The organism is Achromobacter sp. ACM04, from assembly GCF_014851465.1.
GTDB classification, from domain to species: domain Bacteria; phylum Pseudomonadota; class Gammaproteobacteria; order Burkholderiales; family Burkholderiaceae_B; genus Achromobacter; species Achromobacter aegrifaciens.
On sequence record NZ_JACUZS010000008.1, the window covers coordinates 1 to 23,426 of the forward strand.

18 protein-coding genes, 1 tRNA gene and 1 pseudogene are annotated in these 23,426 nt (G+C 63.2%); 4 read left to right on the top strand and 16 right to left on the bottom strand.

The window, feature by feature from the left end; translation table 11 throughout:
* The 5 genes from IB259_RS30715 to IB259_RS30735 all read right to left on the bottom strand — a co-directional run.
* On the bottom strand, positions 1-280 hold a 280-nt coding region (locus IB259_RS30715; RefSeq protein ID WP_255509620.1), incomplete at its 3' end, for a GTP-binding protein.
* Positions 281-356: 76 nt separating this feature from the next.
* Positions 357-2,459 (bottom strand): elongation factor G, encoded by a 2,103-nt coding sequence (gene fusA / locus IB259_RS30720; RefSeq protein ID WP_054459383.1) that lies wholly within the window; start codon positions 2,457-2,459, stop codon positions 357-359.
* 18 nt (positions 2,460-2,477) lie between these two features.
* A complete protein-coding gene (gene rpsG, locus IB259_RS30725) occupies positions 2,478-2,948 on the bottom strand; it encodes a 30S ribosomal protein S7 (protein WP_006216561.1) in 471 nt (156 codons plus the stop codon).
* Between the two features lie 166 nt (positions 2,949-3,114).
* Entirely contained in the window at positions 3,115-3,492 is a 378-nt protein-coding gene (rpsL, locus tag IB259_RS30730; RefSeq protein WP_005017264.1) for a 30S ribosomal protein S12, read from the bottom strand.
* Between the two features lie 550 nt (positions 3,493-4,042).
* Positions 4,043-4,633, bottom strand: coding sequence for a response regulator transcription factor (locus IB259_RS30735; RefSeq protein ID WP_370528727.1), 591 nt, complete (start codon positions 4,631-4,633; stop codon positions 4,043-4,045).
* 383 nt (positions 4,634-5,016) lie between these two features.
* Between IB259_RS30735 and IB259_RS30740 the strand changes: the two genes are divergently transcribed.
* The 3 genes from IB259_RS30740 to IB259_RS30750 are packed head-to-tail and all read left to right on the top strand — an operon-like array spanning position 5,017 to position 9,208.
* Complete coding sequence (locus IB259_RS30740) at positions 5,017-5,733, top strand: response regulator transcription factor (protein ID WP_054459379.1); 717 nt, start codon at positions 5,017-5,019, stop codon at positions 5,731-5,733.
* A gap of 33 nt (positions 5,734-5,766) precedes the next feature.
* Entirely contained in the window at positions 5,767-6,876 is a 1,110-nt protein-coding gene (locus tag IB259_RS30745) for a FecR domain-containing protein (protein ID WP_175212954.1), read from the top strand.
* 10 nt (positions 6,877-6,886) lie between these two features.
* Positions 6,887-9,208, top strand: a complete 2,322-nt coding sequence (locus tag IB259_RS30750; RefSeq protein WP_119449753.1) for a CHASE2 domain-containing protein — start codon at positions 6,887-6,889, stop codon at positions 9,206-9,208.
* Between the two features lie 12 nt (positions 9,209-9,220).
* Here the strand turns inward: IB259_RS30750 and IB259_RS30755 are convergent, their stop codons facing one another.
* On the bottom strand, positions 9,221-10,489 hold the full coding sequence (locus IB259_RS30755) for a serine/threonine protein kinase (RefSeq protein ID WP_125470761.1): 1,269 nt from the start codon (positions 10,487-10,489) through the stop codon (positions 9,221-9,223).
* 155 nt (positions 10,490-10,644) lie between these two features.
* Here IB259_RS30755 and IB259_RS30760 point away from each other — a divergent pair, with 155 nt between their 5' ends.
* Positions 10,645-11,040 (top strand): TssQ family T6SS-associated lipoprotein, encoded by a 396-nt coding sequence (locus IB259_RS30760; RefSeq protein WP_192331047.1) that lies wholly within the window; start codon positions 10,645-10,647, stop codon positions 11,038-11,040.
* 108 nt (positions 11,041-11,148) lie between these two features.
* Here IB259_RS30760 and rpoC read toward each other — a convergent pair whose 3' ends face one another.
* From rpoC to IB259_RS30810, 10 genes and pseudogenes are all read right to left on the bottom strand, one after another.
* The gene (gene rpoC / locus IB259_RS30765; protein ID WP_054459370.1) at positions 11,149-15,393 is read right to left on the bottom strand and encodes a DNA-directed RNA polymerase subunit beta'; all 4,245 of its coding nucleotides are present in this window, start codon (positions 15,391-15,393) and stop codon (positions 11,149-11,151) included.
* Complete coding sequence (rpoB, locus tag IB259_RS30770; RefSeq protein WP_054459368.1) at positions 15,393-19,505, bottom strand: DNA-directed RNA polymerase subunit beta; 4,113 nt, start codon at positions 19,503-19,505, stop codon at positions 15,393-15,395. The genes rpoC and rpoB overlap by 1 nt, the downstream gene beginning before the upstream one ends.
* Before the next feature lie 163 nt (positions 19,506-19,668).
* Positions 19,669-20,049, bottom strand: a complete 381-nt coding sequence (rplL, locus tag IB259_RS30775; RefSeq protein ID WP_042795892.1) for a 50S ribosomal protein L7/L12 — start codon at positions 20,047-20,049, stop codon at positions 19,669-19,671.
* 81 nt (positions 20,050-20,130) lie between these two features.
* Positions 20,131-20,655, bottom strand: coding sequence for a 50S ribosomal protein L10 (gene rplJ / locus IB259_RS30780; RefSeq protein WP_054459366.1), 525 nt, complete (start codon positions 20,653-20,655; stop codon positions 20,131-20,133).
* 249 nt (positions 20,656-20,904) lie between these two features.
* Positions 20,905-21,603: a 50S ribosomal protein L1 gene (rplA, locus tag IB259_RS30785; protein WP_054459364.1), complete on the bottom strand. Its 699-nt coding sequence runs from the start codon at positions 21,601-21,603 to the stop codon at positions 20,905-20,907.
* Between the two features lie 2 nt (positions 21,604-21,605).
* Positions 21,606-22,037, bottom strand: coding sequence for a 50S ribosomal protein L11 (gene rplK / locus IB259_RS30790; RefSeq protein WP_006389587.1), 432 nt, complete (start codon positions 22,035-22,037; stop codon positions 21,606-21,608).
* Between the two features lie 66 nt (positions 22,038-22,103).
* Entirely contained in the window at positions 22,104-22,637 is a 534-nt protein-coding gene (gene nusG, locus IB259_RS30795; RefSeq protein ID WP_006389586.1) for a transcription termination/antitermination protein NusG, read from the bottom strand.
* A 9-nt stretch (positions 22,638-22,646) separates the two neighbouring features.
* Positions 22,647-23,027, bottom strand: coding sequence for a preprotein translocase subunit SecE (gene secE, locus IB259_RS30800; protein WP_054459362.1), 381 nt, complete (start codon positions 23,025-23,027; stop codon positions 22,647-22,649).
* Positions 23,028-23,091: 64 nt separating this feature from the next.
* A tRNA-Trp gene (locus IB259_RS30805) sits at positions 23,092-23,167 on the bottom strand.
* 132 nt (positions 23,168-23,299) lie between these two features.
* Positions 23,300-23,426: pseudogene (locus IB259_RS30810) on the bottom strand (elongation factor Tu); the annotation flags it as partial.

Here is a 23,426-nt window from a genome sequence, read left to right on the forward strand (position 1 = left end):
TGATCATGTTCTTCACATAGTCAGCGTGGCCCGGGCAGTCAACGTGCGCGTAGTGACGCGCTTCCGTTTCGTACTCGACGTGAGCCGTGTTGATCGTGATGCCGCGAGCCTTTTCTTCAGGAGTCGCGTCGATCTGGTCGTAGCCCTTGGCTTCGCCGCCGAACTTGTTCGACAGAACGGTCGTGATGGCCGCCGTCAGGGTGGTCTTGCCGTGGTCAACGTGGCCGATGGTGCCGACGTTCACGTGCGGCTTGGTGCGTTCAAACTTGCCTTTTGCCATGATCTCTATCCTTTGACTTTCAAGGAAATTTCGATATTTGCCGCGCCGCCTTTTGGGCGGACGCGGCGAGGGTTATTTACTTGGCCCGAGCGGCGATGACTTCGTCAGCGACGTTCTTGGGAGCCTCGGAGTAATGCTTGAATTCCATCGTGTACGTGGCACGACCTTGCGTCAGCGAACGCAGGTTCGTGGCGTAACCGAACATCTCGGCCAGCGGAACTTCGGCCTTGATGGTCTTGCCGCCGCCAACCATGTCGTCCATGCCCTGAACCATGCCGCGACGCGAGGACAGATCGCCCATCACGGTGCCAGCGTAGTCTTCAGGCGTTTCGACTTCAACGGCCATCATCGGTTCCAGCAGCACGGGGCTGGCCTTGCGCAGACCTTCCTTGAATGCCATGGAGCCGGCCATCTTGAACGCGTTTTCGTTCGAGTCCACGTCGTGGTACGAACCGAAGAACAGCGTGACCTTGACGTCGACGATCGGGTAGCCAGCCAACACGCCCGAAGGCAGCGTTTCCTGGATGCCCTTGTCCACCGCGGGGATGTATTCGCGAGGAACCACACCGCCCTTGATGGCGTCCACGAATTCGTAGCCACCGCCAGGAGCCAACGGCTCGACCTTCAGAACCACGTGACCGTACTGACCGCGACCGCCCGACTGCTTGACGAACTTGCCTTCAACTTCGTCGCAGGTCTTGCGGATGGTTTCGCGGTAAGCCACCTGCGGCTTGCCGACGTTCGCTTCCACGCCGAATTCGCGCTTCATGCGGTCAACCAGAATTTCCAGGTGCAGTTCGCCCATGCCGGAAATGATGGTCTGGCCGGATTCTTCGTCGCTGCGCACGCGGAACGACGGATCTTCCTGCGCCAGGCGCGACAGCGCCAGGCCCATCTTTTCCTGGTCAGCCTTGGACTTGGGTTCCACGGCCTGCGAAATCACGGGCTCGGGGAACTCCATGCGCTCCAGCGTCACGTGCGAATCGACATCGCACAGCGTTTCGCCGGTGGTCACGTCCTTCAGGCCCACGACGGCGGCGATGTCGCCAGCCAGAACTTCCTTGATTTCCTCGCGGTTGTTCGCGTGCATCTGCAGAATGCGGCCGATACGCTCCTTCTTGCCCTTGATCGGGTTGAACACGGTGTCGCCCGACTTCAGGACGCCCGAGTACACGCGGACAAAGGTCAATTGGCCGACGAACGGGTCGGTCATCAGCTTGAACGCCAGCGACGAGAACTTCTCGCCGTCGTCAGCTTGACGCAGGACTTCGTTGCCGTTGTCATCGGTGCCTTCGACCGGCGGAATATCCACGGGCGACGGCAGGTAGTCGATGACGGCGTCGAGCATGCGCTGCACGCCCTTGTTCTTGAAGGCGGTGCCGCACAGCATCGGCTGGATTTCGCCGGCGATGGTGCGCTGACGGATGGCCAGGTTGATCTCGGCTTCTTCCAGCGAGCCGGTCTCGAGGTACTTGTTCATCAGTTCCTCGGACGACTCGGCGGCAGCTTCGACCAGCTTTTCGCGCCATTCTTCAGCCGCGCCTTGCAGTTCGGCCGGAATGTCTTCGTAGTCGAACTTGATGCCTTGGCTGGCTTCGTCCCAGATGATCGCCTTCATCTTGACCAGGTCGATCACGCCCTTGAACGTGTCTTCGGCGCCGATGGGGATCACGACGGGGACGGGGTTCGCGCGCAGGCGGTTCTTCAGCTGGTCATAGACCTTGAAGAAGTTGGCGCCGGTGCGGTCCATCTTGTTGACGAAGGCCAGACGCGGCACGCCGTACTTGTTGGCTTGGCGCCACACGGTTTCGGACTGGGGCTGAACACCGCCCACCGCGCAGTAGACCATGCAAGCACCGTCCAGGACGCGCATGGAACGTTCCACCTCAATGGTGAAGTCCACGTGTCCCGGGGTGTCGATGATGTTGATGCGGTGTTCGGGATAGTTCTTGGCCATGCCACGCCAAAACGCCGTCGTAGCAGCCGACGTAATGGTGATGCCACGCTCTTGCTCTTGTTCCATCCAGTCCATGGTGGCTGCGCCATCATGCACTTCGCCAATCTTGTGATTGACGCCGGTGTAGAACAGGATACGTTCGGTCGTGGTGGTTTTCCCTGCATCGATGTGCGCAGAGATACCAATGTTGCGATAGCGCTCGATCGGGGTTTTGCGGGCCATGGTGGGTTAGTCCTTAAATTACCAGCGGAAATGGCTGAAGGCCTTGTTGGCCTCTGCCATCTTGTGCGTGTCTTCGCGCTTCTTCATCGCGGCGCCACGACCTTCGGAGGCGTCGATCAGTTCGCCAGCAAGACGCAGATCCATCGACTTCTCGCCACGCTTCTTGGCGGCTTCACGGAGCCAACGCATAGCCAGGGCCAGGCGGCGCACGGGGCGCACTTCAACCGGCACTTGGTAGTTGGCACCGCCAACGCGGCGGCTCTTCACTTCGACGATCGGCTTGATGTTGTTGATCGCCAGGCTGAAAACTTCGATCGGCTCCTTGCCGGTCTTGGTTTGCACTTGCTCGAGGGCGCCGTAAACGATGCGCTCGGCGACGGCCTTCTTGCCGTCCAGCATGACGACGTTCATGAACTTGGCGAGTTCGACGCTGCCGAACTTGGGATCGGGCAGAATCTCGCGCTTGGGTACTTCGCGACGACGGGGCATTGTTGCTTCCTTGTGTCTGTTCAGTTGAACCGTGTTTCATTACACGGCCATGGCCGTCCATGGAGACGACCCCTTACGTGCCGCGCACATTCCCATCATCTGGATGGCGCGGTCGCACTTCCCTAGTGACGGACTTCCGCCACGCGGGGGTACTGCTGACTCGTTATTAAGCCTTCTTCGGGCGCTTGGCGCCGTACTTCGAGCGGGCTTGCTTACGATCCTTGACGCCTTGCAGGTCGAGGGAACCGCGCACGATGTGATAACGCACACCGGGCAAGTCCTTCACACGACCGCCACGCACCAGAACCACCGAGTGCTCTTGCAGGTTGTGGCCTTCACCGCCGATGTACGAAATGACTTCGTAACCGTTGGTCAGACGCACTTTGGCAACCTTACGCAGAGCGGAGTTCGGCTTCTTGGGGGTGGTGGTGTACACGCGAGTGCACACGCCGCGGCGTTGCGGGCAGTTTTCGAGCGCGGGGCTCTTGCTTTTGATGATGCTGACTTCGCGCGGCTTGCGCACGAGTTGGCTAATGGTAGGCATGACCTTTGAAATCCCTTTTACGTACCACTGGGTAAGTACTTACGTACTCGTCTCCTCAAGCAGTGAACTTTCGGAGAAGGCAGTTCGCGCAAAACCGCCTCAAACGTTCGTATACGTAAAAGAGCGGGCTTGCCAACAAACTATGACAAAACGCACAAAGCTGGATGCCGTGGAGCGACGACGCCGGAAGGACCCGATGCCGCGAAGCCGTGTGGCCTGGAAGACGAAAGGCTCGTGACGCACCCCGTTCCCAGACACCGTACTTCTGAACCCTACCGCGGCCAGTTTTTGCGCGCGAAATAAAGCAGTAAGCCCTTTAGCATAACTGAGATAAAGGCTTGCTGTCAAAGAAAATTGTAAGGCCTGCGACGTGGCGTGTTGCCGGCAGAAGACCGCCCGTTCGGCGGCGCTCGCGGAAATTAGGGCCACATATGCCGAAAAACGGAAGCGGAAATTGGGGCCACTGATCGTGACGAACCGCGGGAAAACGATAGGCGGACTTTCCGGCAGCAGCTGGCGCCAGGCACGCCAACCAGTGTACCCGCCCGCGTTACTGATCGGCGAACAGGTAGCCGCTGCCGTAGACCGTGCGGATCGGCAGCATCACCCCGGCCAGCTCGGCCTTGCGGCGCAAGCGGCTGACGATCACGTCGATGCTGCGCGAACCGCTGGCGCGCACCCCGCCGCCTTCAACCTGCAGCTCGTCGCCCAATTCAGTCCGGCCCACGGCCTTGCCCGCGACTTCCAGCAGCGAGCGCACGATCAGGCGTTCGTTGGCGGAGAGGGAGATGGTCGCCCCCGAGGGCGCCGCCAGGGTCCAGCCCTGGTCTCGCAGTTCCCACTGCCCGTTCTGGGCGGCCTCGGCCACGGACGCCGCGTCCTGCCCCGCGGGCAAGCGGCGCGCCAGGGACAGCAGGATGCAGGCCAGCTCGCGCGGATCCTGCGGATCTGGCAGACAGGCGTCTGCGCCGCTTTGCAGGCAGCGCAGGCGGCTATCCACCGACATGCCGCGCCCCGTGACCACGATGCCCATCGACGACGAGCCGTGCAGGCGCGCCACCAGGGCGTAGCCGATTTCACCCAAGGTCCCGACATCCAGGACCACGACGTCATAGCCGCCGCCGTTGAGCAATCCAAACAATTCGAGAGACGTCGAGCAACCGCGTGCAGAAATACCAGCTTGCAGCAATGCGGACACGGCAATGCCGCGAGCGGCCTCGTCCGGTGACATCATAAGTATGCGCAATTGATTCATATCTGTTCCATCCGACCAACAACCTCGACCGGCTCCGCCCCCGCCGTACTGCGGAGGGGAGAACGATTGAGACAGTGTGGCGCGTTGTTACGCAACAACTCCAGTCAAGATTCGTCAACTTTGCAATGTTTGACAGTTCTTGCCATAACGTAGCCAGCCGGGGCCCCTCCCGAGTTATCATTCGTTTACACCTATATATTCCTTTCTCATCTTGCAGTAGGGCGCCATAGCGCGCGCTTGCGTAGCAAACCTTCGCGAGAACACGTCTGATGAAAATCGCGTCGCTGGAAGACGACCTGGATCAAGCACGACGCATCCAGCAAGTTCTGACCACTGCCGGATACGACTGCACCAGTTATCAGCAAAGCCGGGATCTGCTGGCCGCGCTACGCACTGAGCATTTCGACCTGGTGCTGCTGGACTGGCATCTGCCCGACATCGACGGTGACGATGTGGTGCGGTGGCTGCGTGCCAATATCGGCCCGCGCATCCCGGTCATCTTCCTGACCAACCGGTCCAGCGAAGACGATCTGGTGGAAGGCCTGCGCGCGGGCGCGGACGACTACATCGTCAAACCGTTGCGCCCCCTGGAGCTGCTGGCCCGGGTGGCGGCCTTGCTGCGCCGCAGCCAGATTGCCGAGCCTGCGAACGATGCCTTCGACGTAGCGCGTTATCGCATCGAACCCGCCGCCCGCAGCATCACCCTGGATTCCGCGGTTGTGCCGCTCGCCCCCAAGGAATTCGAACTGGCGCTGCTGTTTTTCCGCAATGTCGGCCGCCTCATGTCCCGCGACGTGCTGGCTGAATGTGTATGGAACCGGGAAATTCCGGCCACCTCGCGCACCCTGGACACCCACTTGTCGAACATCCGGCAAAAGCTCCAGCTGCGTCCGGAACATGGCGTGCGTCTTACGTCTTCATATGCGTTGGGCTACCGGCTTGAGCTGATCAGCTCGCCGGAAGACATCGCAGTCAATCCGCAGTAAGCGCCTGCGCGCATCCCTGGAGAATCGAGAGTCATGAGCCGCTGCCGCGCGCTTTCTTTGCTTGCCCTGATGTCCTGCCTGACGTTGATGGCGCCGGCGCGCAGCCAGCCTGCCGGCGCGCTCGGAGATGATTTCATCTACCGCATACGGCAAGGCGATACGCTGATCGACCTGGCGACCCGCTATACGCACAAGCCGGCCAACTGGAACCAGTTGCAGACCCTGAACAAGGTCGTCACGCCCGAAACGCTGCCCATCGGGCTGGAGTTGCGCATTCCGCTGTCCATGATTCCCGTACGGCCCGCCGACGCCCGCGTCGTGCACGTCAGCGGCCAGGCGAACGTCGATGGCAAACCCCTGCGGGCCGGCGATACCGTGGCCGAAGGCAGCACGGTCGGCACCGCCGCCAACGGCTTCGTGACGCTGGAGCTGGCCGATGGTTCCAAGCTGACGCTGCCGGCTGGCGGTTCGGTCGAATTGACGCGCCTGCGCCAGTTCGAAGGCACGGCGCTGACGGATTCCGTCGTCCAGGTGCAAAAGGGCGGCGTGGAATCGACCGTGGCACCGTCCGGACAGGGCGTGGGCCGCTTCGAAGTCCGCACGCCGGTCGCAGTCACCGGCGTGCGTGGCACGCGCTTCCGCGTACAAAGCGGCGCGCAAGGCGTGCACAGCGAAGTGCTGGAAGGCAGCGTGCGGCTGCAGCCCCACGCCCCCGGATCGGCCCCGGCCAAACCCGTGGCGGTGGCCACGGGCTACGGTGCGGCGGTCGGCACGGACGGCGTCGTCTCGGGCATGCGCGCGCTGCTGGATGCGCCGCAACTGGGCACGCCCACGCGTGCGGGCGGCGGCGCCTGGACCGCTGACGTCTCGCCCGTGTCCGGCGCACAGAGCTATCTGGTGCGCGTCTCGCGCGATGCCGAAGGCGCGTTGCCGGTATCGTCGACGAGCTTCCCCACCAACGACATCCGCTTTACGGCGCCCGGTCCCGGCACCTACTACGTGTCCGTGCGCGCGGTGGATGACCTGGGCCTGAACGGGCGCGACGCGATCGCAACCTTCGAGGGCGCGAACATGCTCCTGACCTCCGACGGCTCGGGCGTCGCCAGCGGCACGGGCGGCCTGATCACGCTGACCGATTACTAGAGCCCGCCCCATGGCCGACGCCGATCCGCAGGACCGGACCTCGCGCTCAGGGTTGTGGCTGACTGTGGCTTTGGCGGCGCTTGCCGCCATCCTGGGCGCCTTCAACGGCCTGGGCCGTTTCGACCAGATTCTTTATGACCGCGCCTTGTCGGTAACCGGGCGCGCCGCCGATCCCGATATCCTGATCGTCGCGATAGACGATGACAGCGTCAAGGCGCTGGGCCATTGGCCCTGGCGGCGCGCGGTCCACGCGGCGCTGCTGGACCGGCTGCAGGGCGCTCGAGCCGTGGCGCTGGACCTGATCTTCGCCGAACCGGACATGGCCAATCCGAACGACGACCGCATTCTGGCCGACAGCATCCGGCGCCACGGACGGGCCGTCCTGCCGGTCGTATTGGACCGGCTCGACCGCCCTTCCGCCGTCAACGAACCCATCCCCGGCGTGGCGCAGGCCGCCGCCGCGAAAGGCTTCATCAACGCGCGCATCGACCCGGATGGCGTGGTGCGCGAAGCCACCCTGACCGCGCGGCTTGGAGACCGCCGCTGGAACCATCTGGCCTTGGCCATGCTGGACGTCGGCGGCGAACCGGAATCCGCGCAAAAGCTGTTGAAACGCGCCGCGCCTGACGGCAGCATCCTGATCCCCTACGCCGGCCCCACCGCGCATACGCGCACCGTGTCCTACCTGTCCGTGTTGCGCGGCGATCTGTCGCCGGAGGATCTGCGCGGCAAGTACGTGCTGGTCGGCGCCTGGGCCACCGGCCTGGGCGACGCTTACCCGACACCGGTATCGCATGACGTCAGCGGCATGTCGGGGGTGGAGATCATCGCCAACCTGCTGCACGCCGCGCGCGACGACATCGCCTATAGGCTGCCGCCCGCCTGGTGCAACGCGCTATTTGCGGCGCTGCCCGTGCTGCTGGCCTGCCTGGCCCTGTGGCGACTGTCGCCCAAGCGGGCCCTGCTGGTCAGCCTGGCGCTGTTCGCCCTCATCCTGCTGACGGCGCTGCTGCTGCTGGCCTATGCCTATGTGTGGTTCGCGCCGGCCGCGGCCCTGCTGGGCGTGACGCTGTGCTATCCGCTCTGGAGCTGGCGCAGCCAGGAGGCCGCGCTGCGCTACATGGACAACGAGCTGCGTCGCCTGCAGCGGGAGTACCCGCCGGTGCTGAACGAAGCCGGCGCCCAGGGCGCGGGACCCAGCGTGTCGCTGGAGAGCCGCGTCGGGGAGCTGCGCCGGGCGCTGGCCCGCGTGCGCAACCTGCGCCGCTTCCTGGCCGACGGCCTGGACGGCATGCCGGACGCCACGCTGGTTTTCGATCAGGACGGCCGCATGCAATTCCGCAACCAGGCGGCGGTCATGTATTTCCAGCGGCTGGGCATGCGCCCTCCCCGCGTCGGCCGCCCGGCCGCGCACCTGCTCGAGAAGACCATCTCCGATCCTGCCACGCGCCAACGCGTCGCCGAAGCGCTCAGCGGCCAAGGCCCGGTCGCCGCGTCATCGCCCTGGAGCGCCGACCTGGAAATACGCGACCACGCGGGGCGCGACCTGATCCTGAAATGCGCGCCCATCCATACCGCCGAAGGCAACTTCGCCGGCACCGTCACCACGCTGACGGACATCTCGCGCATCCGCCAGGCCGAACGCCAGCGCGAGGAAACCCTGCGCTTCATCTCGCACGACATGCGCGCGCCTCAAAGCTCGATCCTCGCGCTGGTCGAAATGAAGCAGGAAAGCGGCTCGGCCGAAGACCAGGGTGAAACCCTGGGCCGCATCGCCGCGCTGGCCAACCGTACGCTGCGCCTGGTCGACGACTTCGTGCATCTGACCCGTGCCGAGTCGATGACGATCAGCGCAGTAGAGCTGGATCTAGGCAGCCTGCTCCAGGACGCCGTGGACGAATTCTGGGCCTCGGCGCAGAAGCGCGGCATCGAACTCGCCCTCGCGCTGCCGCTGCCCGCCGCCTACGTCCGCGGCGATCAGACCCTGCTCATGCGCACGCTGTGCAATCTGATCGACAACGCCATCAAGTACAGCCCGGCGGACACGCGGATCGAATGCGGCGTCGACGAGGAACCCGGCTTCTGGCGCGTCAATATCCGCGATCAGGGCCAGGGTATCGCAGCGCAGGATCTGGCCCGCTTGTTCGAGCCGTTCTCGCGCGTGGGTGTGGAAACCCGCGGCGATGTCGGTGGCGCGGGCCTGGGCCTGGCATTCGTGCGCACGGTGGCCGAACGCCACGGCGGATCGGTCGAGGTCAGCAGCGAGCTGGGCGTGGGTTCGGTCTTCACGCTGCGCCTGCCGATGGCGCCGGAGGAGATGCCCGCGGCATAGCCGCGGCGATCCTTATTGGAAGACGTGCGAGATCACGGCGGGCTTGCCCGCCTTGACCTCCAGCGTCATGCGGTACGGGGGCAGATCGGCGTTGCGCAGCACCACCTGGTACTTGCCGGGTATCAGCCGCAGTTCCTTGACGGGCGGACTGATGCCCCGCGCCACGCCATTGATCCAGACCTCGCCCCAAGGGCGGATGTCCAACCGCACCAGCACGGGAACCGGCTTGGGCTTCGGAGCCTCTTCGGCCACGGCGGGAGTCTCGGCCGGCGCGGCCGCGGGCGGAGTTGACGTAGTCCCAGACGCCTCGGCGGGCACCGCCGGCTGAGCCGGGGTGTCGCTCTGAGCGGGCGCGCTTCCCGCGATTGGGGGTTGAGGCGCGGTTTCCTGCGGGGTTCGAACCTCCGGCAGCGACGGCGGCACCGCAGACGCGGCGCCCGGCGCCGGTGGCGATGGCGGCGGCAGGGGATGCACCGCCGGCGGGTTCGGCTGGACCACTTCGGACCGGGTAATCAGCGCATTCGGCGCGCCCATTCCCGACTCGAACCAGGCGTAAACGCCCGCGCCGATCAACGCCACGATGAGCAGCAGAACCAGCAGGGGATGGCGTCCGCGCGCAGGTTGATGCGCTGCGGCGGCAGCGGCGGGCGCCGCGCGCGAAGCCGGCGCCGGAATCACCGGGTCCGGCGCCGTTTCGACCGGCGCGGCGATGCCCAGCATGCCTGCCAGGTCGGCCAGCGTCTGCGGGCGGTCGGCGGGCGCCATGGCCAGGCCGGCGTCGATCACTGCCAGGAAGTCCTGGCTGTACTTCGGCAAACCCAGGGACGCAAGCGGCTCGTAGGTATCTTCCGCCCGGCGTTCAGGCGCCGGGGCGGGCTTGCTGCCGATGACCAGCGTATGCATCACTGCGCACAGGGCGTAGATGTCGCTCCAGGGGCCGCGCGGCCATTCCATCGAATCCGTGTAGAGTTCGAACGGCGCAAAACCCGGGGTCGGCGTGCGGGTAGCGCGGCGCGAACGCGCCACGACCAGTTCAGGCACCAGATGGGCACGGGCGTTTTCGTCCATACCCACCGTATCCAGCGAAATATCGCCGCAGATTTCACCTTGGGCATGCAGCGCCATCAAGGACGGCAGCAGATCGGACAAAAGCCGCTTGATGCGGGTTTCCGGCACCCCCCCCGCCGTGCTGGCGGCGATGGCGCTCAGCGGACGCAGTGCAAGCGGCGCGGCGCCGGAAAAGGGGCCACGCGGCGTCAGGAGGCCGGCGGAAGAAGACATGATCGGGACTGCGCTGTCGCGCGACAGCTGAATTAACTATGGAATAAGGCGAATATTATCCAATCCGCACCGCAAGGACATTGCCGAAAATGTCCGAGCGCATCAGGCTGTGGCACGATAGCGTACCGATAAACCCCTCTACACCTTTGGAAGCCATGAAAATTCGCGTTCTGAGTAGTCTGCTCGGCTTATCGGCCCTGCTGGCGGGCTGCGCCAGCATCTCATCCCAAAAGCCGGAAGCGCCTCCCACCGCGGAAGCCCTGGACCAGCTGCAGCAGGTACGCGACAAATACAGCGCCGGCCGCTACGGAGAAGTCATCCGCGGCGTCGCCACCTCCGACGCCCTGGCCACCTCCACCAAGGCCGTACGCATCGAGGCCTACAAGCTGCAGGCGTTCAGCTACTGCGTGAGCAAGTATCCGCGGCTGTGCGAAGACAGCTTCGCCCGCATTCTGGCGCTGGACCCCGCCTTCGAACTGGCGCCCAACGAAGCCGGCCATCCCGTCTGGGGGCCCGTGTTCCGGCACGCGCAGGCGCAGGTCGCAAAGTAAGCTCCCCTGCGCCAGACAAAAAAAGGCCGCTGATTCGCATCAGCGGCCTTTTTGATTCCGGGCATGCCGCGCCGGACTGCGCGCGGCATCCCTGCCGGGTGCTTCCGCTTATTCGGCGGAATCCTCGGCGCCCAGGTCGGAAGCCGGCGTTTCCGCATCCGAGCCCACCGTGACCGGCGAGTCTTCGAACGGGTTGGCCAGCTGGCGGGCTGCTTCGCGTTCCGCAGCCTCCAGCGCTTCCTTGTCCTTGCGGGCATGGTGGTAAGCCAAGCCGGTACCCGCCGGGATCAGGCGGCCGACGATGACGTTTTCCTTCAAGCCGCGCAGGTCGTCGCGCTTGCCCATGATGGCGGCTTCGGTCAGGACCCGGGTGGTTTCCTGGAACGAAGCGGCCGAGATGAACGAGTCGGTCGACAGCGAGGCCTTGGTGATACCCAGCAGCACGTTGTCGTAGCTGGCCGGACGGCGGTCTTCAGCCGTGACGCGGTCGTTCTCGTTCAACAGCTCGGAGCGCTCGACCTGCTCGCCCGGGATGAACTCGGTATCGCCGGCGTCGACGATGTTCACGCGACGCAGCATCTGGCGGACGATCACTTCAATGTGCTTGTCGTTGATCTTCACGCCCTGCAGACGGTACACGTCCTGCACTTCGTCGACGATGTAGGTCGCCAGCTTCTCGATGCCTTGCAGGCGCAGGATGTCGTGGGGATCGGCCGGGCCGTCCACGATCATTTCGCCCTTGTTCACCACTTGGCCGTCGTGCACCAGAACCTGCTTTTCCTTCGGAATCAGGAACTCGTGGCTCACGCCTTCCAGGTCGGTGATGACCAGACGCTGCTTGCCCTTGGTGTCCTTGCCGAACGAGACCGTGCCGGTGACGTCGGCGAGCATGCCGGCATCCTTCGGCGAACGGGCTTCGAACAGCTCGGCCACGCGCGGCAGACCGCCGGTAATGTCGCGGGTCTTTTGCGATTCTTGCGGAATACGCGCCAGAACTTCACCCACGGCAACCTGCTGGCCATCACGCACGGTGATCAGCGCGCCCACCGGGAACGAGATGTTCACCGAGTGATCGGTGCCAGCGATCTTGACGTCTTCGCCATTCTCGTTGACCAGCTTGATCTGCGGACGCATGACGATCTTGCCGCCACGGGTCTTCGGCGTGATGACGACGAGCGTCGACAGGCCGGTGACTTCGTCCACCTGCTTGGCAACGGTCACGCCTTCTTCGATGTTCTCGAAGCGGACGGCGCCGCCGTATTCCGACACGATCGGGCGGGTCAGCGGATCCCAGGTCGCCAGGCGCGCGCCAGCCTTCACGGCTTCGCCATCGCCCACCAGCACGGTCGCGCCGTACGGGATCTTGTGGCGTTCGCGTTCGCGGCCGTTGTCGTCGAAGATCGCCAGTTCGCCGGAGCGCGAGATCGCCACGCGTTCGCCCTTGGCGTTCGTGACGTAGCGCATCGTGCTGGCAAAACCGACGGTACCGCTGGACTTGGTTTCCACCGCGCTGGCCAGGGCCGAACGCGATGCCGCGCCACCGATGTGGAACGTACGCATCGTCAGCTGCGTGCCCGGTTCACCGATGGACTGGGCGGCGATGACGCCAACCGCTTCGCCCTGGTTGACCGGCGAGCCGCGGCCGAGGTCACGGCCGTAGCAGTGCGCGCACAGGCCATGGCGCGTTTCGCAAGTCAGCGGCGTGCGGACCTTGACTTCGTCCACGCCGATGCGGTCGATGGTGTCGACCATGTCTTCGTCCAGCAGGGTGCCGGCGACGATGGCCGTTTCCTGCGTGTCCGGGTTGACGATATCGACAGCAGCCACACGACCCAGGATGCGATCGCGCAACGGTTCGATGACTTCACCGCCTTCGACCAGGGCCTTCATGTTGTAGCCCTGCGAGGTGCCGCAATCGTCCTCGGTGATCACCAAGTCTTGCGTCACGTCGACCAGACGACGGGTCAGGTAGCCCGAGTTGGCGGTCTTCAGTGCCGTATCGGCCAGACCCTTACGCGCGCCGTGAGTCGAAATGAAGTACTGGAGTACGTTCAGGCCTTCACGGAAGTTCGCGGTAATCGGCGTTTCGATAATCGAGCCGTCCGGCTTGGCCATCAGGCCGCGCATACCGGCCAGCTGGCGGATCTGGGCGGCCGAACCGCGGGCGCCCGAGTCAGCCATCATGTAGATGGAGTTGAACGATTCCTGGCGCACTTCCTCGCCGTGACGGTTGATCACGGGCTCGGTGGCCAGTTGTTCCATCATCGCCTTGCCGACCTTGTCGCCGGCCTTGCCCCAGATGTCCACCACGTTGTTGTAGCGTTCCTGGGACGTGACCAGACCCGACGAGTACTGCTTGTCGATTTCCTTCACTTCGCGGCTGGCTTCGGCCAGGATGCCTTCCTTGGCGGTCGGGATCAGCATGTCGCCCATGGCGATGGAGATACCGCCGCGCGTGGCCAGGCGGAAGCCCGACTGCATCAGCTTGTCAGCGAAGATCACGGTGTCGCGCAGGCCGCAGCGGCGGAACGACTGGTTGATCAGGCGCGAGATTTCCTTCTTCTTCAGCGCCTTGTTCAGCACCGTGAAGGGCAGGCCCTTGGGCAGGATTTCGGACAGCAGCGCGCGGCCGACCGTCGTCTCGTGACGGCGGATCACCGGCTGCCATTCGCCGTTCTCGTCGCGCTCGTGTTCCTTCAGACGCACGGTGATGCGCGACTGCAGTTCGACTTCGCCGTTGTCGTAGGCGCGCTGCACTTCAGCGACGTCGGTGAAGAAGATGCCTTCGCCGCGGCCGTTGATGCGCTCGCGCGTCGTGTAGTACAGACCCAGCACGATGTCCTGGGACGGCACGATCGACGGTTCGCCGTTGGCCGGGAACAGCACGTTGTTGGAGGCCAGCATCAGCGTGCGCGCTTCCAGCTGGGCTTCCAGCGACAGCGGCACGTGAACGGCCATCTGGTCACCGTCGAAGTCGGCGTTGAACGCCGCGCAAACCAGCGGGTGCAGCTGGATCGCCTTGCCTTCGATCAGGACCGGCTCGAACGCCTGGATGCCCAAACGGTGCAGCGTGGGCGCACGGTTCAGCATGACCGGGTGTTCGCGGATGACTTCTTCCAGGATGTCCCAGACCACCGGTTCCTGGCTTTCCACCAGCTTCTTGGCAGCCTTGATGGTCGTGGCCAGGCCCATCATCTCCAGACGATTGAAGATGAACGGCTTGAACAGTTCCAGGGCCATCAGCTTGGGCAGGCCGCACTGATGCAGCTTGAGCTGCGGACCCACCACGATGACCGAACGGCCCGAGTAGTCGACGCGCTTGCCCAGCAGGTTCTGACGGAAACGACCGCTCTTGCCCTTGATCATGTCGGCCAGGGACTTGAGCTGGCGCTTGTTGGCGCCGGTCATGGCCTTGCCGCGGCGACCGTTGTCCAGCAGCGAGTCGACGGCTTCCTGCAGCATCCGCTTTTCGTTGCGCAGGATGATTTCCGGAGCCTTCAGCTCCAGCAGGCGCTTCAAGCGGTTGTTGCGGTTGATGACGCGGCGGTACAGGTCGTTCAGGTCGGAGGTCGCGAAGCGGCCGCCGTCCAGCGGCACCAGCGGACGCAGGTCCGGCGGCAGCACGGGCAGCACTTCCATGACCATCCACTCGGCCTTGATGCCGGACTTCTGGAAGCCTTCCAGCACCTTCAGGCGCTTGGAGATCTTCTTGATCTTGGCTTCCGAGCTGGTGGCCTTCAGTTCGCCGCGCAGCGTTTCCACTTCGCGGTCGATGTCGATGGTGCGCAGCAGTTCGCGCACGGCTTCCGCGCCCATCAGGGCACGGAAGTCGTCGCCGTACTCTTCGGTCTTGGCGAGGAAATCGTCATCCGACATGATCTGGCCGCGCTTGAGCGGCGTCATGCCGGGTTCGATCACGCACCAGGCTTCGAAGTACAGAACGCGTTCGATGTCGCGCAGGGTCATGTCGAGCACCATGCCCAGACGCGACGGCAGGCTCTTCAGGAACCAGATGTGCGCGACGGGGCTGGCCAGCTCGATGTGGCCCATGCGTTCACGGCGAACCTTGGCGACGGTGACTTCCACGCCGCACTTTTCGCAGATCACGCCGCGATGCTTCAGGCGCTTGTACTTGCCGCACAAGCACTCGTAGTCTTTGATCGGGCCAAAGATCTTGGAGCAGAACAGGCCGTCGCGCTCTGGCTTGAACGTACGGTAGTTGATGGTCTCGGGCTTGCGAACTTCGCCGTAGGACCACGAACGGATCTTCTCGGGCGAGGCGATGCCGATCTTGATGGCATCGAACTGCTCGTCTTGCGAGACTTGCTTAAAGAGGTCGAGTAGCGCTTTCATTAGTTACGCTCCAAATCCATGTCCAGGGCCAACGAGCGGATTTCCTTGACCAGCACGTTGAACGATTCCGGCATGCCGGCGTCGATGACGTGATCGCCCTTGACGATGTTTTCGTATACCTTGGTACGGCCGGTGATGTCGTCGGACTTCACCGTCAGCATTTCCTGCAGGGTGTAGGCGGCGCCGTATGCTTCCAGCGCCCACACTTCCATTTCCCCGAAACGCTGACCGCCGAACTGCGCCTTGCCGCCCAGAGGCTGCTGGGTAACCAGCGAGTACGGGCCGGTCGAACGCGCGTGCATCTTGTCGTCGACCAGGTGGTGCAGCTTCAGGTAGTGCATGTAGCCGACCGTGACCGGACGCTCGAACTGCTCGCCGGTGCGGCCGTCGTACAGCCACGCCTGCGTGCGCGAAGGCGTCAGCGCCATGCGCTTGGCGACTTCGTCCGGATAGGCCAGTTCCAGCATCGTGGTGATTTCCTCTTCGGTCGCGCCGTCGAAGACGGGCGTCGCGAACGGCACGCCGTTCTTGAGGTTCTGCGCCATTTCCATGACTTCTTCGTCGGTCAGCTCGTCGATGCGCGCACCGGTGCCGGTCGTGTTGTAGACCTTGTCCAGGTAGGCGCGGACGTTCTTGACCTGCGCAGTGCGCTCGTCGCGCAGCATGTCGGCGATGCGGTGGCCCACGCCCTTGGCAGCCCAGCCCAAGTGCACTTCCAGCACCTGGCCGACGTTCATCCGCGAGGGCACGCCCAGCGGGTTCAGAACGATGTCGGCCGGCGTGCCGTCAGCCATGTGCGGCATGTCTTCCACCGGGGTGATGCGCGAAACCACGCCCTTGTTGCCGTGACGGCCTGCCATCTTGTCGCCAGGCTGCAGACGACGCTTCACGGCCAGATAGACCTTGATCATCTTCAGCACGCCCGGGGGCAGCTCGTCGCCTTGCGTCAGCTTCTTGCGCTTTTCTTCGAAAGCCAGGTCGAACTGGTGGCGCTTCTGCTCCAGCGATTCCTTGGCCTGCTCCAGCACGACGGCGTGCGGCTCGTCGGCCAGGCGGATGTCGAACCACTGCCAGCGGTCCAGATCAGCCAGGTATGCCTTGGTGATCGTGGCGCCCTTGGCCAGCTTGCGCGGGCCGCCGTTGACGGTCTTGTTGACCAGCATCTTTTCGATACGGTCGAACTGGTCGTTTTCAACGATGCGCAGCTGGTCGTTCAGGTCCTGGCGATAGCGGCGCAGTTCATCGTCGATGATGGACTGGGCGCGCTTGTCGCGCACGATGCCTTCGCGCGTGAACACTTGCACGTCGATCACGGTGCCGGTCATGCCCGAGGGCACGCGCAGCGAGGTGTCCTTAACGTCGGACGCCTTTTCACCGAAGATGGCGCGCAGCAGCTTTTCTTCCGGCGTCAGCTGGGTTTCGCCCTTGGGCGTGACCTTGCCGACCAGCACGTCGTCGGCGCTGACTTCGGCGCCGATGTACGTGATGCCCGAATCGTCCAGACGGTTCAGTTGCGTCTCGGCCAGGTTGCTGATGTCGCGCGTGATTTCTTCCGGACCCAGCTTGGTGTCGCGGGCGACGACCGTCAGTTCCTCGATGTGGACCGAGGTGTAGCGGTCATCGGCAACAACCTTTTCGGAGATCAGGATCGAGTCTTCGAAGTTGTAGCCGTTCCAGGGCATGAACGCGATCAGCATGTTCTGACCCAGGGCGAGTTCGCCCAGGTCGGTCGATGCGCCGTCAGCCAGCACGTCGCCCTTGGCGACCTTGTCGCCACGCTTGACGATGGGACGCTGGTTGATGTTCGTGTTCTGGTTGGAACGGGTGTACTTGATCAGGTTGTAGATGTCGACGCCGACTTCGCCAGCGACGTTTTCTTCATCGTTCACGCGGATCACGACACGCTCGGCATCGACGTGGTCGACCAGGCCGCCACGCAGGGCTTGCACGGTCGTACCCGAGTCAACGGCCACGGTGCGCTCGATACCCGTACCCACGACCGGCTTTTCCGGACGCAGGCAAGGCACGGCCTGACGTTGCATGTTGGCGCCCATCAGCGCGCGGTTCGCGTCGTCGTGCTCCAGGAACGGAATCAGCGAGGCGGCGACCGACACGATCTGCGACGGGGCAACGTCCATGTAGTGCACGTTGGCCGGGGCGGTCAGCATGGTTTCGCCGGCTTCGCGGCAAGCCACCAGGTCGTCCACGAAGCGGCCTTCCTCGTCCAGCGCGGCGTTGGCCTGCGCGATGACGTAGTGGCTCTCTTCGATGGCCGACAGGTAGTCGATCTGCTCGCTGACCTTGCCGTCGATGATCTTGCGGTAAGGCGTTTCCAGGAAGCCGTACTCGTTCAGGCGAGCGTACAGCGCCATGGAGTTGATCAGGCCGATGTTCGGGCCTTCCGGCGTTTCGATCGGGCAGACGCGGCCGTAGTGGGTCGGGTGCACGTCGCGGACTTCGAAGCCGGCGCGCTCGCGGGTCAGACCGCCCGGGCCCAGTGCGGAAACGCGGCGCTTGTGCGTGATTTCCGACAGGGGGTTGGTCTGGTCCATGAACTGCGACAGCTGGCTCGAACCGAAGAACTCCTTGATGGCAGCCGAGATCGGCTTGGAGTTGATCAGGTCGTGCGGCATCAGGTTTTCCGTCTCGGCCTGGCCCAGACGTTCCTTGACGGCGCGCTCGACGCGCACCAGGCCGGCGCGGAACTGGTTCTCGGCCAGTTCGCCGACGCAACGCACGCGACGGTTGCCCAGGTGATCGATGTCGTCGATCTGGCCACGGCCGTTACGCAACTCGACCAGCACCTTGATGGTTTCAAGGATGTCTTCGTTGGTCAGCGTCATCGGACCGGTGATGTCTTCACCACGGCCCAGACGGCTGTTGACCTTCATGCGGCCGACGCGCGACAGATCGTAGGTTTCTTCGCTGTAGAACAGACGCTGGAACAGCGCTTCCACCGCTTCTTCGGTGGGCGGTTCGCCAGGACGCATCATGCGGTAGATGGCAACGCGCGCGGCCATCTGGTCGGCGGTTTCATCGGTGCGCAGCGTTTGCGAGATGTACGGGCCGCGGTCCAGGTCGTTCGTGTAGAGGGCCTGGATGTCGTGCACGTTGGCGGCGCGCAGGGCGCCCAGCACGCTTTCCGTGATTTCGTCGTTGGCGTTGGCGATGACTTCACCGGTGTCCGGGTCGACGATGTTCTTGGCCAGCACGCGGCCATACAGGAAGTCTTCCGGCACGGAGATGCGCTGGATGCCGCCGGCAGCCAGGTCGCGCAGATGCTTGGCGTTGATGCGCTTGTCTTTTTCGACGATGACCTTGCCGCTGCGGTCGCTGATGTCGAAACGGGCCATTTCGCCCTTCCAACGCTCAGGAACGAATTCCATCATCGCGCCTTCGCTCTTCAATTCGAAGTTGTCGAAGTCGAAGAAGTTGGCCAGGATCGATTCCGGCGTCATGCCGATGGCCTTGCACAGGATCGTGACGGGCATCTTGCGGCGACGGTCGACGCGGAAGAACAGGACGTCCTTCGGATCGAATTCGAAGTCCAGCCACGAGCCGCGGTAAGGAATCACGCGGGCCGAGAACAAGAGCTTGCCGGAGCTGTGGGTCTTGCCGCGGTCGTGCTCGAAGAACACGCCAGGCGAGCGGTGCAGCTGCGAAACGATGACACGCTCGGTGCCATTGATGACGAAGGAACCCGTGCCCGTCATGAGCGGAATTTCGCCCATGTAGACTTCCTGTTCCTTCACTTCCTTCACGGTGGGCTTGCTGACTTCGCGGTCAAGCAGCACCAGGCGGACCTTGGCTCGCAGGGGCGAGGCATAGGTCAGGCCACGTTGCTGACATTCCTTGACATCGAACACCGGTTCGCCGAGCACATAGCTCACGAACTCCAAGCGCGCCATACCGTTGTGACTAACGATCGGGAAAATCGACGAGAACGCCGCCTGCAAACCGTCGGCTACGCGATCGGACGGGGCGGTATCCGCCTGCAGGAAAGTTAGGTAGGATTGAAGCTGTGTCGCCAACAGGAAAGGAACGTTTTGAACGTCTTCACGCTTGGCGAAGCTTTTGCGGATGCGCTTTTTTTCGGTGTACGAGTAAGGCATGAGCACTCCGACTCGAGGTTGCATGGGCCGTCAACCACGGCCCCAGGTGATACGACTCCAGGAAACCCCCCTGTAAAGGGCATACCCCCAGTAGGGGTTTCCTGGAAACGCAAAAGCCCGGGGACTGCAAACTGCGCTGTCCCCGGGCAAATTGACGCAGGTCTTACTTGACTTCGACCTTGGCGCCAGCTTCTTCCAGCTTCTTCTTGGCGGCTTCGGCGTCAGCCTTGGCCACAGCTTCCTTGACGGGCTTCGGAGCGCCGTCGACCAGGTCCTTGGCTTCCTTCAGACCCAGACCGGTCAGCTCGCGCACGGCCTTGATGACGCTAACCTTGTTGGCGCCGGCGTCGGTCAGGACGACGGTGAACTCGGTTTGCTCTTCAGCGGCGGCGGCAGCGCCACCAGCAGCGGGAGCAGCGACAGCGACAGCGGCGGCAGCAGCCGACACGCCGAACTTCTCTTCCATTTCCTTGATCAGCTCGGACAGCTCGAGCACGGTCATGCCAGCGATGGCGTCAAGGATTTCAGCTTTGTTAAGTGCCATTTTTCAGAACTCCAAATATTTTGGTAATGCCAGGGTTTGGGTGTCGCTCGGTCGTTCAGCGAATTCCGGACAGCAGGGCGATTAAGCCGCTGCCTTCTGGTCGCGCACGGCGGCGAGGCCACGGGCGAACTTGGTCGGAACTTCGTTGAGCGTACGCACGAATTGCGCGATGGGGGCTTGCATGGTGCCCAGCAGCTTCGACAGCAACTCTTCGCGCGAGGGCATGGTGGCCAGGGCCTTCACGCCTTCTTGGTTCAACAGGCTGTTGGGCAGCGAGCCCGCCTTGATGACCAGCTTGTCGTTGCTTTTCGCGAAACCTGCGAGGACCTTGGCCGCCGCGACCGGATCAGCGCTGATGCCATAGATCAGCGGACCGGTCAGTTGCTCAGCCAACGGCTCGAAAGCCGTGCCGGCAACAGCACGACGGGCCAGCGAGTTCTTCAGAACACGCAGATACACGCCCGATTCACGCGCAGTTTTGCGCAGTACGGTGACAGAGGCGACGTCCAGACCACGGTACTCAGCGATAACAATCGATTGGGCCTTGGCGACTTCCGCCGAGACTTCCTCGATCACCACCGCTTTCTCTTGACGATTGAGACTCACGGTTTGAACACTCCATCAAAAGACGCCTGGGGCCTGAGCCTTGCGCGTCAACCGAATGCGGCGCCTGGTCGAGTTCTTCGTGTAAAGAAATCTTCCTGGGGACGCCGTCTACGCTGGATCCGAACCTTACGGGCTTCGGTATTAAGCGGAGGGGTCCGGTACTGCTTGAACCACCCTGCTCCAGCGGTCTTTGACAGCAACATCCGGAGGAATCCGGATGCAGCCCAAAGTACGTTTACAGCTATCGGCTTAGTTGGCCGACAGCGAGGCAATTTCCACGCGCGCACCGCCGCCCATCGTGGACGAAACGGCCAGCTTGCGCAGGTAAATGCCCTTGGCAGCTGCGGGACGAGCCTTTTGCAGGGCGTCGACCAGAGCGGCCAGGTTGGTTTGCAGCTGTTCCACGCCGAACGACGCGCGGCCGATCGTTGCGTGGATGATGCCAGCCTTGTCGGTGCGGTACTGAACCTGACCGGCCTTGGCGTTCTTGACAGCGGTAGCGACGTCCGGGGTCACGGTGCCGACCTTCGGGTTCGGCATCAGGCCACGGGGGCCCAGGATCTGACCCAGGGCACCCACGACACGCATCGTGTCGGGCGAGGCGATGACCACGTCGAAGTCCATTTGACCGGCCTTGATCTGGTCAGCCAGGTCGTCCAGACCGACGATGTCGGCGCCAGCGGCCTTGGCGGCTTCAGCCTTGTCGCCTTGGGCGAACACGGCCACGCGAACCGACTTGCCGGTGCCGGCGGGCAGAACGACCGAGCCGCGAACCAGTTGGTCCGACTTCTTCGGGTCGATGCCGAGCTGCACGGCCACGTCAATGGATTCATTGAACTTGGCGACGGCGGTTTCCTTGACCAGGGTCAGGGCTTCAGCGACCGGATACAGCTTGGTGCGGTCGATCTTCTGCGCAATGGCGGCGGCGCGCTTGGACAGTTTTGCCATGATTAGATCCCCTCAACCGTGATGCCCATGCTGCGGGCGCTGCCAGCGATCGTACGCACGGCGGCGTCCAGATCAGCGGCGGTCAGATCGGGGCCCTTGGCCTTGGCGATCTCTTCAGCTTGAGCGCGGGTCAGCGTGCCGACCTTGTCGGTATGCGGCTTGGACGAACCCTTTTGCACGCCGGCGGCCTTCTTGATGAGGACCGTCGCGGGCGGGGTCTTCATGATGAAGGTGAAGCTCTTGTCGGCGAAGGCGGTGATCACCACCGGAATCGGCAGACCAGGCTCCATGCCTTGGGTCTTGGCGTTGAACGCCTTGCAGAATTCCATGATGTTCAGGCCACGCTGACCCAGGGCCGGGCCAATCGGGGGGGAGGGGTTAGCCTTACCAGCCGGCACTTGCAGCTTGATAAAGCCGACGATCTTCTTCGCCATGCTTTGCTCCTTGCGGGTTATATCGCTCCTGGGCGTTCAGGCCTGGGAGCTCCCCGGGGGTTGAAATTAGGTCTTTTCGACCTGACTGAAATCGAGTTCGACGGGCGTGGCGCGACCAAAAATGGTGACAGACACGCGCACCTTGCTCTTTTCGTAATTGACTTCTTCGACGTTGCCGTTGAAGTCTGCAAACGGACCTTCCTTGACCCGAACCATCTCGCCCACTTCGAACAGGATCTTGGGACGGGGTTTCTCGACGCCCTCTTCCATCTGGGAGAGGATCTTCTCGACTTCCTTTTCGGAAATCGGGGTCGGACGGTTGCCCGAGCCACCCAAAAAGCCGGTGACGCGGTTGGTGTTCTTGACCAGGTGCCACGTTTCGTCGGTCAGGTCCATTTCAACCAGGACATAACCGGGGAAAATGCGGCGCTCGGTGATCGACTTCTGGCCACCCTTGACCTCGACGACTTCCTCGGAGGGCACAAGAATGCGGCCAAAAGACGTTTGCAGGCCCGCGCGCTCGATGCGCTCGTTCAGGGCCTTGTGTACGCTTTTTTCCATGCCGGAGTACACATGGACGACATACCAACGCTTACTCATTCGCCGTCCTTATTTCCAGCCCAGCAACAGGCCGTAAAGAATCCATTCGATGCCCTTGTCGAGCACCCACATGAAAAGGCCCATGACCGCCACAAACGCGAAAACGATACCCGTCATCTGGGTCGTTTCCTTGCGCGTGGGCCACGAGACACGCTTGACTTCGTTGTAGGACTCGCTGGCGAAGCTCAGGGTGCGGCGGCCGGGTTCGCTGAACCAGGCGATCACGGCTGCGATCACTAGGCCGCCGACGAATACGCCGATACGTGCAGGCATCGGTTGCGCGCTGAGCACGGAGAACCCGACGATGCCAGCAATAACGACAAGAACCGCCAGCCCGAGCTTCACCCGGTCGGCGGTACTGGTTACGGTTTCTACGCTGGTATTAGACATATTGCGACGCGAGCCGCCGTGAATGCGTAACTCGCGATGATCTCCCGCGGGTTTATCCTGGCGGTGGCAGGGGCAGTAGGAATCGAACCTACAACCTTCGGTTTTGGAGACCGACGCTCTGCCAATTGAGCTATGCCCCTAAAACACTACACTTGCACTACACAGCTGCTTCCGCCTACATGCAACAACTTGCGGAACCATACATCATACTACTTTTACAGCAAAGATGGATAGAGGGACTTTAGAGTCCACTCTACCCATCCGGGTATTGCTTACTTCAGGATCTTGGCGACGACGCCGGCGCCGACGGTACGACCGCCTTCACGGATGGCGAAACGCAGGCCTTCTTCCATGGCGATGGGGGCCAGCAGCTTGACCGTCATGGCCACGTTGTCGCCC